The organism is Streptomyces sp. XY431 (assembly GCF_001279805.1).
In the GTDB taxonomy this organism is placed as follows: Bacteria; Actinomycetota; Actinomycetes; order Streptomycetales; family Streptomycetaceae; genus Kitasatospora; species Kitasatospora purpeofusca.
The window spans coordinates 24,206-37,873 of sequence record NZ_LGDO01000504.1; the positions used below are offsets into that span (position 1 = coordinate 24,206).

The following is a 13,668-nucleotide window of genomic DNA, read 5'->3' on the forward strand; positions in this document are numbered from 1 at the left end:
TTCGTTCCTGGTGCTGCGTGCGGTCTGCCACGACATGGCCCGGAGGCCAACGATCGGCGTCAGAAGCCGCGGGTGCGCTTGGCCGCCCGGCGCGGGATCACCGGAGCGAGCGAAGGCCGCTCGACCCCGACCGGGAGCTTCATGAAGAGCCGGGCGATCTCCCCGCCCAGGTTCACCCCGATGGCCAGCGCCAGGGCGATCGCCGCCGCCCTGGTGATCTGGACCAGGCCGCCGCTGGGGTGGCCCTGGGCGAACGACAGCATGCCGAGGTAGAGCGCCGAACCGGGCATCAGCGGCCCGATCGCGGCGGTGACGTACGGCAGCGCGGAGCCGTTGCGGTAGCGCGCCATCAGCTGGCCGAAGAGGCCGACCAGGCCGGCCGCCACACCGGTCGCGACGATCGGCGAGAGCTGGGCGTTGTAGGCCAGCACCCCGTAGCTGGACCAGCCGATGCCGCTGTTCAGGGTGACCAGGGCCAGCGAGCGCCGGTCGGTCTGCAGCAGCATCGCGAAGGCGCAGGTCAGCACCAGTGCCGCGACCATCTGGACCGGCGGGTAGCTGATCCCGACCAGCGACTCGTCCGGCTTGAGCTTCGCCTGGAAGCCGACCCCCAGGTAGAGGATCAGCATCACGCCGATGACGATGCCCGCCACCAGGTAGATCACCTCCAGCAGCCGGGCCGCGGCGGTGATGTAGAAGCCCGTCAGACCGTCCTGCACCGCGGCGACCAGGGCGCGTCCGGGCAGCAGCGCGAACAGCCCGCCGGTGATCACCACCGAGCCGCGCAGGCCCAGGTCGTTGAAGGAGAGCACGATGCCGGAGGCCGCGGCCGGCATCGCGGCCAGCACGAACTGGTAGAACTCCGGCAGGCCGCGACGGGCGATCAGCGAGGCCAGCCGGTCGCCGAGCACGGCGGCGACGAAGGCGCTGAGGAAGACCAGCCAGGCCTTGTCGTCGATCCGCCCGCCGACCAGGAAGGTCGCCGCGCCGGCCAGCAGACCGGTGTTCAGGGCGAGCATCCAGGCCGGGTACGGGTGGCGGTTGCGGCGGATCAGCGCGAGCCGGCGGTAGGCGTCGTTGACGCTCACCCGCTCGGCGGTGATGTCCGCGACCAGCTCGTACACCGCGTTCAGCCGGGTGTAGTCGGAGGTGCGGCGGCGCACCACCCGGTCGGCGGTGATCGGCGGCTCGACCAGCGAGGGCTGGTGCGAGATGCCGATCAGGGTGAAGGTGACCTGCGGCTCGCAGCGGTCCAGCCGGTAGGCGTGCGCGATGCCGAGCATGGCCGCCTCGACGTCCTCGGCGGCCTCGCCACTGGCCAGCAGCAGTTCGCCGATGCGCAGGGTCAGGTCGAGGACGCGCGGGACGTTGCGGCCGGCGGCGACCGAGGGGTGCAGCTCGCGGGCGGTCCGTTCGAAGGCCGGGCGCTCGGACATCGGGGTGCGCAGCAGGGTGCGCATCCGGTCCGGCCACGGCGCCTCACCGGGCGCACCGGGACTGAGGGCGCCGACCGGGATGCCGAGCGGCGGGGTGTAGCCGGCGGCCCGCCACTCCTCGGGGGTGAGGGTGTCCTCGGCCACCGAACGGCGGCGGCGGCCCGGGGCGGCCGCTTCACCGTCGGCCGGCGCCGCCTCCACCGACCGGGCGTCGGACGGCGGCGCGTCCGACGGCGGCGCGGCGGATTCCGGCTCGGGACCGGGCTCGGGACCGGGCTCGGCCTCGGGCTCTGGTTCGGGCTCCGGTTCGGGTGCCAGCAGGCCCCTGGTCTCGGGCGCGGGCAGGAGGAGCGGGATCTCCACGGTCGGTTCGACGACCGGGGCGGGGTGCCCGAGCAGGCCCTCGGTGGGCGGCGCGGCGGACGGGTGGAGCGGACGCGCCTCCGCGGCGGGCCGGGACTGCGGCCGGGGCGGTCGACCGCCCCGGCCGCCCCTGGCCTTCTTGCCGCCGCCCGGCCGGCCCCGCTTCGGCACTTCCGCTCCTTGCCGCCCCTGGCGCTGCCGGTCCCCCGGGCCGCCGTTCGATCTCCGGATACACCATGCCCGATCGAACTGCCGGACGCACATGTACGGGACGGCGGGCCCGGACGGGTGCGGACGCCTACCCGGCGCGGTGGCGGCCGCCGGCCCCGGCGGCCGGCGCCGCGGCGCGGTCGGTGCGCGCGGCGTCGACGGCCGGAGCGGCCCGGCCGGAGCGCCGGGCGGAGCGCCGGGCGCGGAGCAGTTCGACGGCCACCGGGACCACCGAGACCAGCACGATGCCGACCAGGATCGCCTCGATGTTGTCCCGGACGAACGGGATCTGCCCGAGGAAGTAGCCGAGCACCGTGACGCCCGCGCCCCAGAGCACGCCGCCGATGATGTTGAAGAGGACGAAGACGCGGTAGTTCATCGCGCTCACCCCGGCGACGACCGGGGTGAAGGTGCGCACGATCGGCACGAACCGGGCCAGCACGATCGCCTTCGGGCCGTGCCGGTCGAAGAAGGCGGCCGCCTTCTCCACGTTCTCCTGCTTGAACAGCCGGGAGTCGGGGCGGCGGAACAGGCCCGGTCCGACCTTCCGTCCGAACAGGTAGCCGACCTGGTCGCCGGCCACCGCCGCCACCACGATCAGCGCGCAGACCAGCCAGAGCGGCTGGTGCAGATAGGTGCCGCCGGCCACCAGCAGACCGGTGGTGAAGAGCAGCGAGTCGCCCGGGAGGAAGAAGCCGATCAGCAGGCCCGACTCGGCGAAGACGATGGCCAGGATGCCGATCAGCCCGAAGGTGGAGATCAGATAGGTCGGATCGAGCCAGGACGGGCCGAGGGCGAGGCTGGTCACGGGGCGGACTCCTGAGGGCCTGAAGGGTCGACTCTTGGCAATGAAACAGTAAAGCATTCACCAAGAAACCTTCGAACATCCCTGGTCCGGGCAGCAGTCGGACAATCATCCGGGTACCACCATCGGGCGAATCCTCGGCCATTCGGTGGAGTTCCTCCCGGGCCCTGATGAATCCTGGTCGTGCGACGTCAGGCAACGGCGCTGCGGAGCGGCCACTCCGGAACGCGCCACCATTCGCACTCCACCCTCAGGGAGACCATCGTGTCCCGTATCCGCGCAGCCGCCGCCGTCACCGCCCTCGGGGCCTTCCTCCTCGCCGGCATCGGCACCGCCCACGCCGACAACGGCGCCGGCGCGGACCACCACTCCAACAGCAGCGTGGTGAGCAACACCGGCTCCGGCAACATCATCGGCAACGTCCACGGCAACGTGGTCGGCACCCAGCAGACCGCCACCGGCTCGGGCGCCAGCAACCAGAGCAACACCCTCGCGGCGACCGGGAACGCCGGCAACATCGGCGCCCTGCAGGGCAACGGCAACCTCGCCGCCCTGTTCGCCCCGCACATCGGCGGCTGAGCGACGCTCCGCCCCTGAGCACATCCGCCGATCGCGGCCGGGTGGGCACCCCACGCCGGCGGGGTGCCCACCCGGCCGCGTCGTTGACCAGCGGGAACAGCGCGAACGCCGCTCCGCCGACCCTGGACAGCCGAAGCTACCCCCGATTAACTTGTGGGGCCATCGGCGGGCCGCCCGGTCGCGCCGTGCCGGGCACGTCGAAGGGAGCGCCGCCGTGCGCCGCACCGTGTTCACCGAGGACCACGAGGCCTTCCGCGAGACCATCCGCGACTTCATCGCCAACGAGGTCGTCCCCGTGTACGAGGAGTGGGAGGCCGCCGGCCATCCGCCGCGCGACTTCTACCGCACGCTGGGCGCGCTCGGCGTCTACGGCATCGAGGTGCCCGAGGAGTACGGCGGCGCGGGCGAGAGCGGCTTCAAGTACCAGGCGGTGGTGGCCGAGGAGACCGCGCGCGCCGGCGTCGGCTTCGGGTCCTCGGGCGTGCACACCGGCCTGGTGCTGCCCTACCTGCTGGAGTACGCCAACGAGGAGCAGAAGGCGCGCTGGCTGCCCGGCTTCGTCTCCGGCGACATCATGACCGCGATCGCGATGACCGAGCCGGGCGCCGGTTCCGACCTCGCCGGCATCTCCACCACCGCCCGGCTCTCCGAGGACGGCACCCACTACGTCCTCAACGGCGCCAAGACCTTCATCACCGGCGGCGTCCTCGCCGACCTCGTCCTGGTGGTCTGCCGCACCTCGCCGTACGACCCGGACAACCGCCGGGCCGGGCTCTCCATCCTCTGCGTGGACACCACCTCCCCCGGCTACACGGTCGGCCGCAAGCTCCAGAAGATCGGCCTGCGCAGCTCGGACACCGCCGAGCTGGCCTTCGCCGACGTCAAGGTGCCGGTGGAGAACCTGCTCGGCGACGAGGGGAAGGCGTTCAGCTACCTGACCCACAACCTGGTGCAGGAACGGCTGGCGATCGCGGTCGGCGCCTACGCGGCCGCCGCGGCGGCGGTGCGGTTCGCGGTGCAGTACGTCAAGGACCGCAAGGTGTTCGGGAAGACGGTCGCCGAGTTCCAGAACACCAAGTTCACCCTGGCCGACTGCGAGTCGCAGGTGATGGCGCAGCAGTCGATGGTCGACCGCGCGCTGGAGCTGTACCAGGACGGCGAGCTGACGGTCGCGGACGCCGCGGCGGCGAAGCTGTTCTGCACCGAGTCGGCGTCCGGCGTGATCGACAAGTGCCTGCAGCTGCACGGTGGTTACGGCTACATCCTGGAGTACCCGATCGCCCGGCTCTACACCGACAACCGGGTCTTCCGGATCTACGGCGGCACCAGCGAGGTCATGCGCAGCATCGTCGCCAAGTCGCTCGGCCTGTAGCCCGGCCGGCCCGCCGTCGGTGTTCGCCCCTCCATGCGGAGGGGCGAACACCGACGGCGGGCGAACGGCCTCGGCCCGGTGATCAGTTGGGCGAGTGGTGCTCGGTGCGCCAGGCCTCCCAGCCCGCCGAGGACGCCACCTTGGCCTCGTGCAGGGCCCGCTGGGCCAGGGCCGTCGGCGGGGTGTCAAGCCGCCGCATCCAGTCGCGGCCGGCCGTGGCCAGCGCCGCGCACACCATCACCGCACCCGCCGTCCCGAACAGCGCGCCGATGCCCGTGAGCACCGCGCCGCCGGCCAGCAGCGAGCGGTTGACCTGGAACCCGCTGAAAGAACGCTCGTTGGTCGCCATGCCCTCCACCATGGGTGCAGTCGGCCGCCTCCGCACGCCGAGCGCGTCCACACGCGTCCACACGTGTCCCCGCGCGGGCGCCGCTCGGCATGCGGGCGCGGGGCGGGTCCGGGACGCTGGGCCGCAAGGGCTCCCCCCGGCGCGGCCGCCGTCCCGCGGCGCCGCGGGACGGCACGGCGGAGCGACAGCAGAACGGCAGGAGGACGCGCGATGGTCGATCTCGAACAGCTCGTCGCGGAACACGCGGCCAGGGCCGCCGAGAGCCCGCACGGCCGCAGCGCCCATCTGGTGCTGCACGACGGGGTCCTGCGGCAGACCGTGATCGCCCTGACCGCGGGCACCTCGCTCGACGAGCACAACGCCCCGGCCGCCGCCAGCCTCCAGGTGCTGCGCGGACGGGTGTCGCTCACCGTCGCGGGGCGGCGCGAGGAACTCTCCGCCGGTCAGCTGCAGACCGTCCCGCAGGAGCGGCACGGCCTGCTCGCGCACATCGACTCGGTGGTGCTGCTGACGGCCGTCACCGCCTGAGGCTCAGCCGGTGGGCCCGTGCCACTGCGGGCCGTCCGCCGGGCCGTTCGCCGGGCCGTCAACCGGGGCGGCCTTCGGCTTCAGCACCGAGCCGCCGACCAGCTCCAGCCCGCGCAGGAAGTCCTGCCCGCGGGGTGCCAGGTCGGGGGTGGCCAGCCACTGACCGGCCAGGCCGACCAGCAGTGCCTGGTAGAAGATGCCCCGGGACAGCTCCTCCTCGGTGTCCGGCACCTCGGGCAGCCCCTGGAACAGCGCCGACAGTCCGAGCCGCCCCTCCTTCTGGATCCCGGCGAGCGCCTCCCGCAGCTCGGGCACCCGGTCCGCCTGCAGCATCACCTCGAACTGCGAGGCCCAGAGGCCGCGGTGCTCGGCGATGGTCCCGAGCACACCGTCCCAGACCGCGACGAAGCGCTCCGCCGGGTCGTCGGACGCCTCGCTCGCCCGCGCCACCACCGCCGCCAGCACGGAGCCCCACTCCTCCGTGGCCTCGATCAGCGCCGCGTTGAGCAGCGCCTCCTTGGAGCCGAAGTGGTAGCCGATCGCCGCCAGGCTGACGCCCGAGGCGGTGGCGATGTCCCGGGCGGTGCTGCGCGCATAGCCCTTCTCGAAGAGGCATTGCTTGGCGCCGGCCATGAGGTCCTCACGATTTCCCATGCCTGCATGCTACGTCCGATCAAGACGTTTGTCTTGCACGAACGTCTCGCACATATGTCTAGTACGTGAGTCTCGCACGATCGATTCAGACGCTCGTACTAGACAAACGTCTGACACGTCCGTACCGTCTTCCTCATGACCGCCACCACCGGCCGCGCAGGCCGTCGCGAATGGATCGGCCTCGCCGTCCTCCTGCTCCCGACCCTCGTCCTGACCATGGACATGGGCGTCCTCTTCTTCGCCGTCCCCTACATCTCCACCACGCTGGCGCCGAGCGGCACCGAGCAGCTGTGGATCATGGACATGTACTCGTTCCTGCTGGCCGGGCTGCTCATCACCATGGGCGCGCTGGGTGACCGGATCGGCCGCCGCCGGCTGCTGATGATCGGCGCGACCGGATTCATCGGCGCCTCGCTGCTCGCCGCCTACGCGGACGGCGCCGGCCAGCTGATCGCCGCCCGCGCCCTGCTGGGCGTCGCCGGGGCCACCGTGATGCCCTCGACCCTCGCGCTGATCCGCAACATGTTCCACGACCCCAAGCAGCGTCAGATCGCGCTCGGCGCCTGGGGCGGCATCCTCACCGCCGGCGCCACCCTCGGCCCCGTCGCGGGCGGTCTGCTGCTCGACCACTTCTGGTGGGGCTCGGTCTTCCTGCTCGCCGTCCCGGTGATGGCCCTGGTCCTGCTCGCCGCCCCGGCCCTGCTCCCCGAGTACCGCTCCCCGCAGCGCGGCGGCTTCGACCTGCTCGGCGCCGTCCTCTCGACGAGCGCCGTCCTGCCCCTGGTCTACGGCGTCAAGACGCTCGCGGTGGACGGCTGGGACCCGGTCGCCGCGCTCGCCGTCCCGGTCGGCCTGCTCCTGGTCGGCGCGTTCTACTGGCGCCAGCGCACCGCCGCCAACCCGCTGCTCGACCTCGCCCTGTTCCGGATCCGCGCCTTCAGCGGGGCGATCACCGTCAACACCGTGGCGATGTTCGCGATGATGGGCTTCACCCTCTTCACCTCGCAGTACCTGCAGCTGGTCAAGGGCATGAGCCCGCTCACCGCCTCGCTCTGGTCGCTCGTCCCCAGCGTGGGTGTCGGCGCGGCCGTCGGTCTCAGCTCGGCGCTCGCCGGGAAGGTCCGCCCGGCGGCGATGATGGCCGGCGGCTTCCTGATCGGCGCGGCCGGCTTCGCGATGATGACCCTGGTCGGCCCGGACTCGCCGCTGGTGCTCGTCCTCACCGCGGCCGGCGTGCTGGCCGCCGGCACCGTCGGCACCATGACGCTCACCGCCGAGATGGTCGTCTCCGCCGCGCCGATCGAGCGGGCCGGCGCCGCCTCCGCCACCTCCGAGACCGCCGTCGAACTCGGCAGCTCCCTCGGCATCGCCCTGCTGGGCGCGGCCGGCGCCGCGGTCTACCGCTCCCGGCTGGACGGCGCCCTCCCGGCCGGCCTGGACGGCGAGGCCGCCCGCACCGCGCAGGACACCCTCGGCGGCGCCGTCACCGTCGCCGCCCAGCTGCCCGGCCGGCTCGGCACCGACCTGCTCGCCACCGCCCGGGCCGCCTTCACCGACGGCCTGCACGTCGCCGCCGTGGTCGGCCTGGTCCTCGCGGTCGGCGCCTCCCTCCTCGCCTACCGCCTGATGCGCCACCTCCCCGCCGCCGCCCCGGTCGCCAAGACCCCCGAGCCCGCCACCGTCTGACCCGCCCGCTCCACCCGGTCCCCCGCACGCGCGTCATCGCAGCCCCCGCCCACCCCGGGCGGGGGCTGCCGCGTTCGGCCGAACGGCCTTGCGGCCGTTCGCCGGTGCGGGGCCGCGCCGCGTGCCAGGCTGCAGGGATGAGCGACGACGGTGTTCACGGGCGGGTGCGGGCGAGCTACGACACGGTGGCGGAGGAGTACCGGAAGCGGATCGGGGGCGAGCTGGCGTTCAAGGTGATGGACCGGGCACTGCTCGGGGTGGTGCTGGAGGAGGCCGCCGGGGGGACGGTGGCGGACCTGGGGTGCGGGCCGGGGCACATCACCGGCTGGCTGGGCGAGCGGGGGGCCGCGGTCGGGGTGGACCTGTCGCCCGCGATGGTGGCGGTCGCGCGGCGGGAGCACCCCGGGGCGGAGTTCCGGGTCGGCGACCTGCTGGCGCTGCCCGCCGCCGACGGGGAGTTCGCCGCCGCGGTGGCGCTCTACTCGGTGATCCACCTCGAACCGGGCGAGCTGCGGCCCGCCTTCGAGGAGATGCGGCGGGTGCTGCGGCCGTCCGGGGTGCTGCTGGTCTCGTTCCACCGGGGCACCGGGGTGAAGACCCTGGACGAGTGGTGGGGCCACCGGGTGGACGTGGACTTCCGCTCCCTGGAGCCCGACCACGTCGCCGACCTGCTGACGGAGGCCGGCTTCACCGTCACGGCCCGGCTGGAGCGCGACCCGTACCCCGAGGAGGCGCCGACCCGCCGCGGGTATCTGCTGGCCCGTCGGACCTGACCGGACGGGCGGCGGGCGGGCGTCCCGCACCCTCGGTCGTCCGCCCGCGCAGCACCTGGTTTTTGACCAGCGTTTCCCGGCCGGTGTATACGTTCGCCGCTGTGGACAGGCATACTGGCCAGGACGGGCGCTTTGCCCAACTGTGACGTATCACTCTAGACGAGAAGGGACCGGTGGCCAGGGATGCTGCGTAACGGTCTTGAGCCCTGGCACGTGCTTGTGGTGCTGGCTGTCGTGATCCTGCTGTTCGGGTCGAAGAAGCTGCCGGAGATGGCCCGCGGCCTCGGCAAGTCGATGCGAATCCTCAAGGCGGAGACGAAGGCGATGCGCGAGGACGACACTCCCGCCGCCGACGCCGCGCCGGGTACCGCCCAGAGCACCGCTGCCCCGGCCCAGCCCGCCGCCGAGCAGCCCCGCCCGGCCGCCGTCAACCCGACCAACGTGACCAAGGCCACCGAGGCGCCCCGGTCCACCACCGCCTGATCCGCGGCGGTACGAAGCCGACCGAAGCCCCCGCCCGAACGGCGGGGGCTTCGTCGTGCCCGGCACCGGCCGCAGTCCCGGTGCTCGACTCCCGGTCCCGGTGCTCGGCCCACGGACCTCGGCCCGGACAGCCCGCACCGGACAGCCCGGACGGAGCAGCCCGGGCGGCGGGCCGCGCCGCGCCGGGGCAGGCTGGCCGGGATGTCCGCGAACCAGCAGCCGCCGACGACCCCGCCCCTGGTGCATCCCGACCCGCGGGCCTGGGGACTGCTGCTGGGCTCCTTCGCCCTGCTGATGCTCGGCTACTTCACCCTGCCGCTGCGCGCCCTGGGCGACGACCGCCCGCTGCTGAGCTGGGTGCTCTTCGCCGCGGTGCTGACCCTGCTGACCGGGCTGCTACTGGCCCGGATCGTCGACAGCATCCGCGGCACCGGCCGCCATCCCGGCGTCTGGCTGGCCTTCCTGATCTGCTTCTCGCTGACCGTCTTCGCCGGCACCTACTACGTCATGGCCGACAGTCCGGGCGAGTTCCACGGGCTGGTGACCCGTCTGGACGCGCTGTACTTCACGGTCGTCACGATGGCGACCATCGGCTACGGCGACATCACCGCGGCGGGTCAGGGGCCGCGGCTGGTGGTGCTCCTGCAGATCGTCTACAACTTCGTCTTCCTGGCGGCGGCCGCCGGCGCCCTGAGCCGGACCGTCCGCTCGGGGATGGAGGTCCGCGCCCACCGCGCCGAGGACGGCCCCGGTCCGCTTCCCGGCCACCGGCTCGGTCACGGCCACGGCCACGGCGGCAAACCGGGCCCCGGCCTGGGCCAGGGCCGGCGCAGCCGGGGCCTCCTGCGCGGCCGCAAGCACCACCGTGACGGCGGCGGGCACGAGGGCGGCTAGGAACGACTGGTGTCGATCACGCAGAACCGGTTACCGTCCGGGCAGGCGAGCACCACGAAGTCCGGGTCCTCCGGGTAGAGGTCCCAGTCGACCCGGCTCGCGCCCAGGCCGACCAGCCGCTCCACCTCGGCCGCCTGGTCCGCCGCGTCGGTCGCGTAGAGGTCCAGGTGCACCCGCGGGTGCTCCTGCGGTGGGGTGGCGCTCCGGCCGAGTGCCACCTGCACCCCGGGGGCGCCGTCCGCCGGGACGAGCACCACCCAGTCGTCCCCGGCCTCACCGTCCCGGGGCGTGTACCCCAGGGCCTCGCCCCAGAACGCCGCCGCGCGGCCGACGTCCACCACTCCGAGCACCACCGAACCGACTCTCAGCATGCCGCCGATTGTGCCCGACCGGCCCGAGCCGTTCGCGGCCCGGGCCGGTCGGCGCACGCTCAGGCCGGGACGAGGCCCGGCTCGCCGGCCACCACCGCCCAGGAGGCGGAGGTCCGCACCGGCGACTCCCGGACGGCGATGCTGTCGACCGTCCGGGCGTCCGTCAGCCACCGCTCGCGGTCCACGTCCAGGCGCAGATAGCCGCGGCGCAGGCCCTCGAAGTACCGGACATGCGGGTTGAGCGTGGGGTTGAGCGCCTTGAGCGGCGCGTCGAACGCGACCGGGAAGTCCGAACTGACGCTGGTCGCCGTGAACTCGACGGCGACCGGCGCGGCCGCGAGGTCGTCGCGGTCGATCCGCAGGTCACTGAACCAGGAGGAGTGGATGTCGCCGGCCAGCACCACGGGGTTGGCCACCGCCGCGTCCCGCAGGAAGCGCAGCAGCCGGGTGCGGGCCGGGTCGTAGCCGTCCCACTGGTCGAGGTTGGCGAGCGGCGGCAGCGGGTGGGCCGGGTCCAGGAAGTCGGGGAAGCGGATCTGGCTCATCATCACCTGCTGGGCGATGACGTTCCAGCGCGCCCGGGAGCCGGACAGGCCGCGGCGCAGCCACTCCTCCTGCTCGGCGCCGGTCAGGGTGCCGGCGGTGTTGCCCAGGCCGTCCGCGACCGGGCCGAAGTCCTGGGAGTGGCCGCCCGGTTGGTCGGTGCGGTACTGGCGGGTGTCGAGCACGTTGAGGCGCAGCAGGTCGCCGAAGTCGAAGCGGCGGTACATCCGGTAGTCCGGCGAGCCGGTGCGGTACGGGTTCCGCAGCGGCATGTGCTCGTAGTAGGCCTGGTAGGCGGCGGCGCGCTCGCGGGCGAGGGCGGCGGTGTCCTGGTGGCGGGCGCCGGTGTCGTCGATCTCGTCGACCAGGCCGGCGTAGTTGTTCTCGACCTCGTGGTCGTCCCAGGTGACGATCCAGGGGAAGGCGGCGTGCGCGCCCTGGAGGGCCGGGTCGGTCTTGTACAGCGCGTGCCTGGCCCGGTAGTCGGCCAGGGTGAGGAGCTGGTTGATCCCGGGGGTCCCGGGGGTGGTGTGCAGGCGGTCCGGGTACTGGCTGGACGGGTCGGTCTCGTAGATGTAGTCGCCGAGGTGCACGACGGCGTCGAGGTCCTCGGCGGCCAGGGCGGTGTACGCGGGCCAGTAACCGTGCTGCCAGTCCTGGCAGTTGACCACGCCGAGGCGGAGCCGGCCGGGGTGGGCGCCGGCCGCCGGGGCGGTGCGGGTGCGGCCGGCCGGGCTCAGGTGGCGGCCCGCGCGGAAGCGGTACCAGTAGTCGCGGCCGGGCTGGAGCCCGCGCACGTCGACGTGCACGCTGTGCCCGCGTCCGGCCTCGGCGGCGGCGACGCCGCGCCGGACGGTCCGGCGGAAGCCCGGGTCCGCCGCGACCTCCCAGGACACCGGGACGGAGCGGGGGCCCATGGCGGCGGCGTCGAAGGGGTCGGCGACCAGCCTGGTCCACAGGACCACGGCGTCCGGCAGCGGGTCGCCGCTGGCCACGCCGAGCAGGAACGGGTCCCGGCGGACGGGTTCCGCGTGCGCCGTACGGATGTTGAGCGCCTGGGCGCCCACCGCGACGGCCGCGCCGACCAGCAGGCCGCGGCGACCGATCGCGGCGGTCCGGGGACGCCCGGGGGCGGGCGACGGCACCGGGGACGACGGGGACGTCTGGGAGAGCGGGGGCAAGGACGGGGACGACGGCACGGGAGACCTCCTGCAGCTGTTGCGCATCGGTGACACCACGGCCGGCAATTCCATCAGACGGGGATGGAGCGCCCCGTGAACAGCAGGCGACGTCTTCGTCCTTCTTCCCTCCCCCCGGAACGGAGTTGACCCTGCGACAGCGGCCCGGGCGGCTGCCGCTACTGACCGGCGCCCGGCGCTCCGCCGCCCTTCCGGCGCAGGGACATCAGGAGCAGGAAGACAGCCGACAGCACGGCCGCCACCCGCAGCACCCCCGGCGCGGCCTCCCACATCGCGTGGGAGCCCTGCTCGGCCGGCGCCGGGGCCGCACCCCAGCGGCCCTGCGCGCGGCCCCAGTAGAAGAGCGAGCTGCCGCTGATCACCATCAGCGGGATCCCGAACACCGCCAACTTCCTTACGAAGTCGGACAGCTGGCGGGACAGGTAGCCGAGCGCCCAGCCGATCAGCATGGCGATCAGCTGGCCGGTGACGGCGCCGCCGACCAGCACCGCGGCGGAGAGCAGCAGCAGGGGCGAGGGGCGCCGCCCGCCCGGGGCCTTGGCCGGACCGCCCTTCCCGGCGGGGGCATCCTCGGCGGGGCCCGACCCGGCGGGGCCGTTCTTCCCCCGGGCCGGGGCCTTCTTCCCGCCCGTTCTCTTCCCGGCCGGGGCCTTCCCGCTGCCCTTGGCCCTGCCCTTCCGGCTGCCTTTCCCGGCCGCCCCGCCCTCCGTCGGCGCCGCCCCGTCCCCCGCGGCCGCGTCCGGCGCCGCCGGGTCGCCCTGGGCCGCGTCCTCGCCCGCCCCGGGCGCCGCGGCGGCGTCGGCGGCGGTCCGCTGCTCGGGGATCGGACGGTTGGAGGCGATCGGGCCGTCCCCGAAGTCGATGGTCACGTAGTCCCAGTCGCCCGTGCTCACCGCGCGGTAGGACGGCGGCAGCGCCTCCGGGTCCGCGGGGGCGTCCTCGACCGGCTTCGCCAGCCACGGCGAGCCGTCGCCCCGGTCGGCGCCCTGGCCGGTGCCCCGTCCCGCGCCTCGGCCCTGGCCGGAACGTGTGGGAGGCGGCAGGAACGCGGCGGGCGACCCGGACGCCTCGCCGTCCGCGCCCGGCCCACCGGACGCCCCACCGGACGGCGGCCCGACGGGACGCGGCGGCTCCTGGGGGCGCGGCGGGACTGCGGGCGCCGGCTCCCCCGCGTACACGCTGTCCCCGTCGCCACCCCCGCCGGAGGCCCCGGCACCCCCCGGCGGCTCACTCCAGGGCCCCTGCTTGCGCCACCACTCGCCGTCCGACATCCCCACGCACCCCGCCTAGCCCGTACCGATTGCCGCACCGATGTGCCGCACCGATTGCCGTACCGCCCCGGACCCGCCCCCCGTCCGGACGCGGCGGCGTCCCCGCCGACCGTGACGCTACCCACCCGCCGCCCCGCCACGCGAGCCGGAAC

Annotated in this window: 14 protein-coding genes; 7 read left to right on the forward strand and 7 right to left on the reverse strand. The window is 74.0% G+C overall.

Annotation, left to right across the window (positions count from 1 at the left end):
• Nucleotides 1-59: 59 nt before the first annotated feature.
• Nucleotides 60-1,970 (reverse strand): threonine/serine exporter family protein, encoded by a 1,911-nt coding sequence (locus ADK60_RS36480; RefSeq protein WP_234371446.1) that lies wholly within the window; start codon nt 1,968-1,970, stop codon nt 60-62.
• 127 nt (nt 1,971-2,097) lie between these two features.
• Nucleotides 2,098-2,817, reverse strand: a complete 720-nt coding sequence (locus ADK60_RS36485) for a DedA family protein (RefSeq protein WP_053651117.1) — start codon at nt 2,815-2,817, stop codon at nt 2,098-2,100.
• A gap of 261 nt (nt 2,818-3,078) precedes the next feature.
• On the opposite strand from ADK60_RS36485, the gene ADK60_RS36490 reads away from it, so the two are divergent.
• Nucleotides 3,079-3,393, forward strand: coding sequence for a hypothetical protein (locus ADK60_RS36490; protein ID WP_053651118.1), 315 nt, complete (start codon nt 3,079-3,081; stop codon nt 3,391-3,393).
• A 214-nt stretch (nt 3,394-3,607) separates the two neighbouring features.
• The gene (locus ADK60_RS36495; protein WP_199839836.1) at nt 3,608-4,765 is read left to right on the forward strand and encodes an acyl-CoA dehydrogenase family protein; all 1,158 of its coding nucleotides are present in this window, start codon (nt 3,608-3,610) and stop codon (nt 4,763-4,765) included.
• An 82-nt stretch (nt 4,766-4,847) separates the two neighbouring features.
• On the opposite strand, the gene ADK60_RS36500 is transcribed toward ADK60_RS36495, so the two are convergent.
• Nucleotides 4,848-5,114 (reverse strand): hypothetical protein, encoded by a 267-nt coding sequence (locus ADK60_RS36500; RefSeq protein WP_045939577.1) that lies wholly within the window; start codon nt 5,112-5,114, stop codon nt 4,848-4,850.
• Between the two features lie 210 nt (nt 5,115-5,324).
• Here ADK60_RS36500 and ADK60_RS36505 point away from each other — a divergent pair, with 210 nt between their 5' ends.
• Nucleotides 5,325-5,642 (forward strand): cupin domain-containing protein, encoded by a 318-nt coding sequence (locus ADK60_RS36505; protein WP_045939570.1) that lies wholly within the window; start codon nt 5,325-5,327, stop codon nt 5,640-5,642.
• Between the two features lie 3 nt (nt 5,643-5,645).
• Here the strand turns inward: ADK60_RS36505 and ADK60_RS36510 are convergent, their stop codons facing one another.
• Nucleotides 5,646-6,296 carry a TetR/AcrR family transcriptional regulator gene (locus ADK60_RS36510; protein ID WP_079008997.1) on the reverse strand — a complete coding sequence of 217 codons (651 nt, stop codon included), beginning with the start codon at nt 6,294-6,296 and terminating at the stop codon, nt 5,646-5,648.
• Between the two features lie 135 nt (nt 6,297-6,431).
• On the opposite strand from ADK60_RS36510, the gene ADK60_RS36515 reads away from it, so the two are divergent.
• The 4 genes from ADK60_RS36515 (at nt 6,432) to ADK60_RS36530 (ending at nt 10,132) form a co-directional block, all read left to right on the forward strand.
• Nucleotides 6,432-7,982 carry an MFS transporter gene (locus tag ADK60_RS36515; protein ID WP_053651119.1) on the forward strand — a complete coding sequence of 517 codons (1,551 nt, stop codon included), beginning with the start codon at nt 6,432-6,434 and terminating at the stop codon, nt 7,980-7,982.
• A gap of 137 nt (nt 7,983-8,119) precedes the next feature.
• Entirely contained in the window at nt 8,120-8,755 is a 636-nt protein-coding gene (locus ADK60_RS36520; protein ID WP_045939567.1) for a class I SAM-dependent DNA methyltransferase, read from the forward strand.
• A 183-nt stretch (nt 8,756-8,938) separates the two neighbouring features.
• Nucleotides 8,939-9,238, forward strand: coding sequence for a Sec-independent protein translocase subunit TatA (gene tatA / locus ADK60_RS36525; RefSeq protein ID WP_030393690.1), 300 nt, complete (start codon nt 8,939-8,941; stop codon nt 9,236-9,238).
• A 201-nt stretch (nt 9,239-9,439) separates the two neighbouring features.
• Nucleotides 9,440-10,132: a potassium channel family protein gene (locus ADK60_RS36530; RefSeq protein ID WP_107094809.1), complete on the forward strand. Its 693-nt coding sequence runs from the start codon at nt 9,440-9,442 to the stop codon at nt 10,130-10,132.
• Here the strand turns inward: ADK60_RS36530 and ADK60_RS36535 are convergent.
• The 3 genes from ADK60_RS36535 to ADK60_RS36545 all read right to left on the reverse strand — a co-directional run bounded on the left by ADK60_RS36535 (nt 10,129) and on the right by ADK60_RS36545 (nt 13,516).
• Nucleotides 10,129-10,503, reverse strand: a complete 375-nt coding sequence (locus ADK60_RS36535; RefSeq protein ID WP_053651125.1) for a VOC family protein — start codon at nt 10,501-10,503, stop codon at nt 10,129-10,131. The genes ADK60_RS36530 and ADK60_RS36535 overlap by 4 nt on opposite strands.
• Before the next feature lie 59 nt (nt 10,504-10,562).
• Nucleotides 10,563-12,245 carry an alkaline phosphatase D family protein gene (locus tag ADK60_RS36540; RefSeq protein ID WP_199839837.1) on the reverse strand — a complete coding sequence of 561 codons (1,683 nt, stop codon included), beginning with the start codon at nt 12,243-12,245 and terminating at the stop codon, nt 10,563-10,565.
• A gap of 158 nt (nt 12,246-12,403) precedes the next feature.
• Nucleotides 12,404-13,516, reverse strand: coding sequence for a hypothetical protein (locus tag ADK60_RS36545; protein WP_159400724.1), 1,113 nt, complete (start codon nt 13,514-13,516; stop codon nt 12,404-12,406).
• Nucleotides 13,517-13,668: the final 152 nt, after the last annotated feature.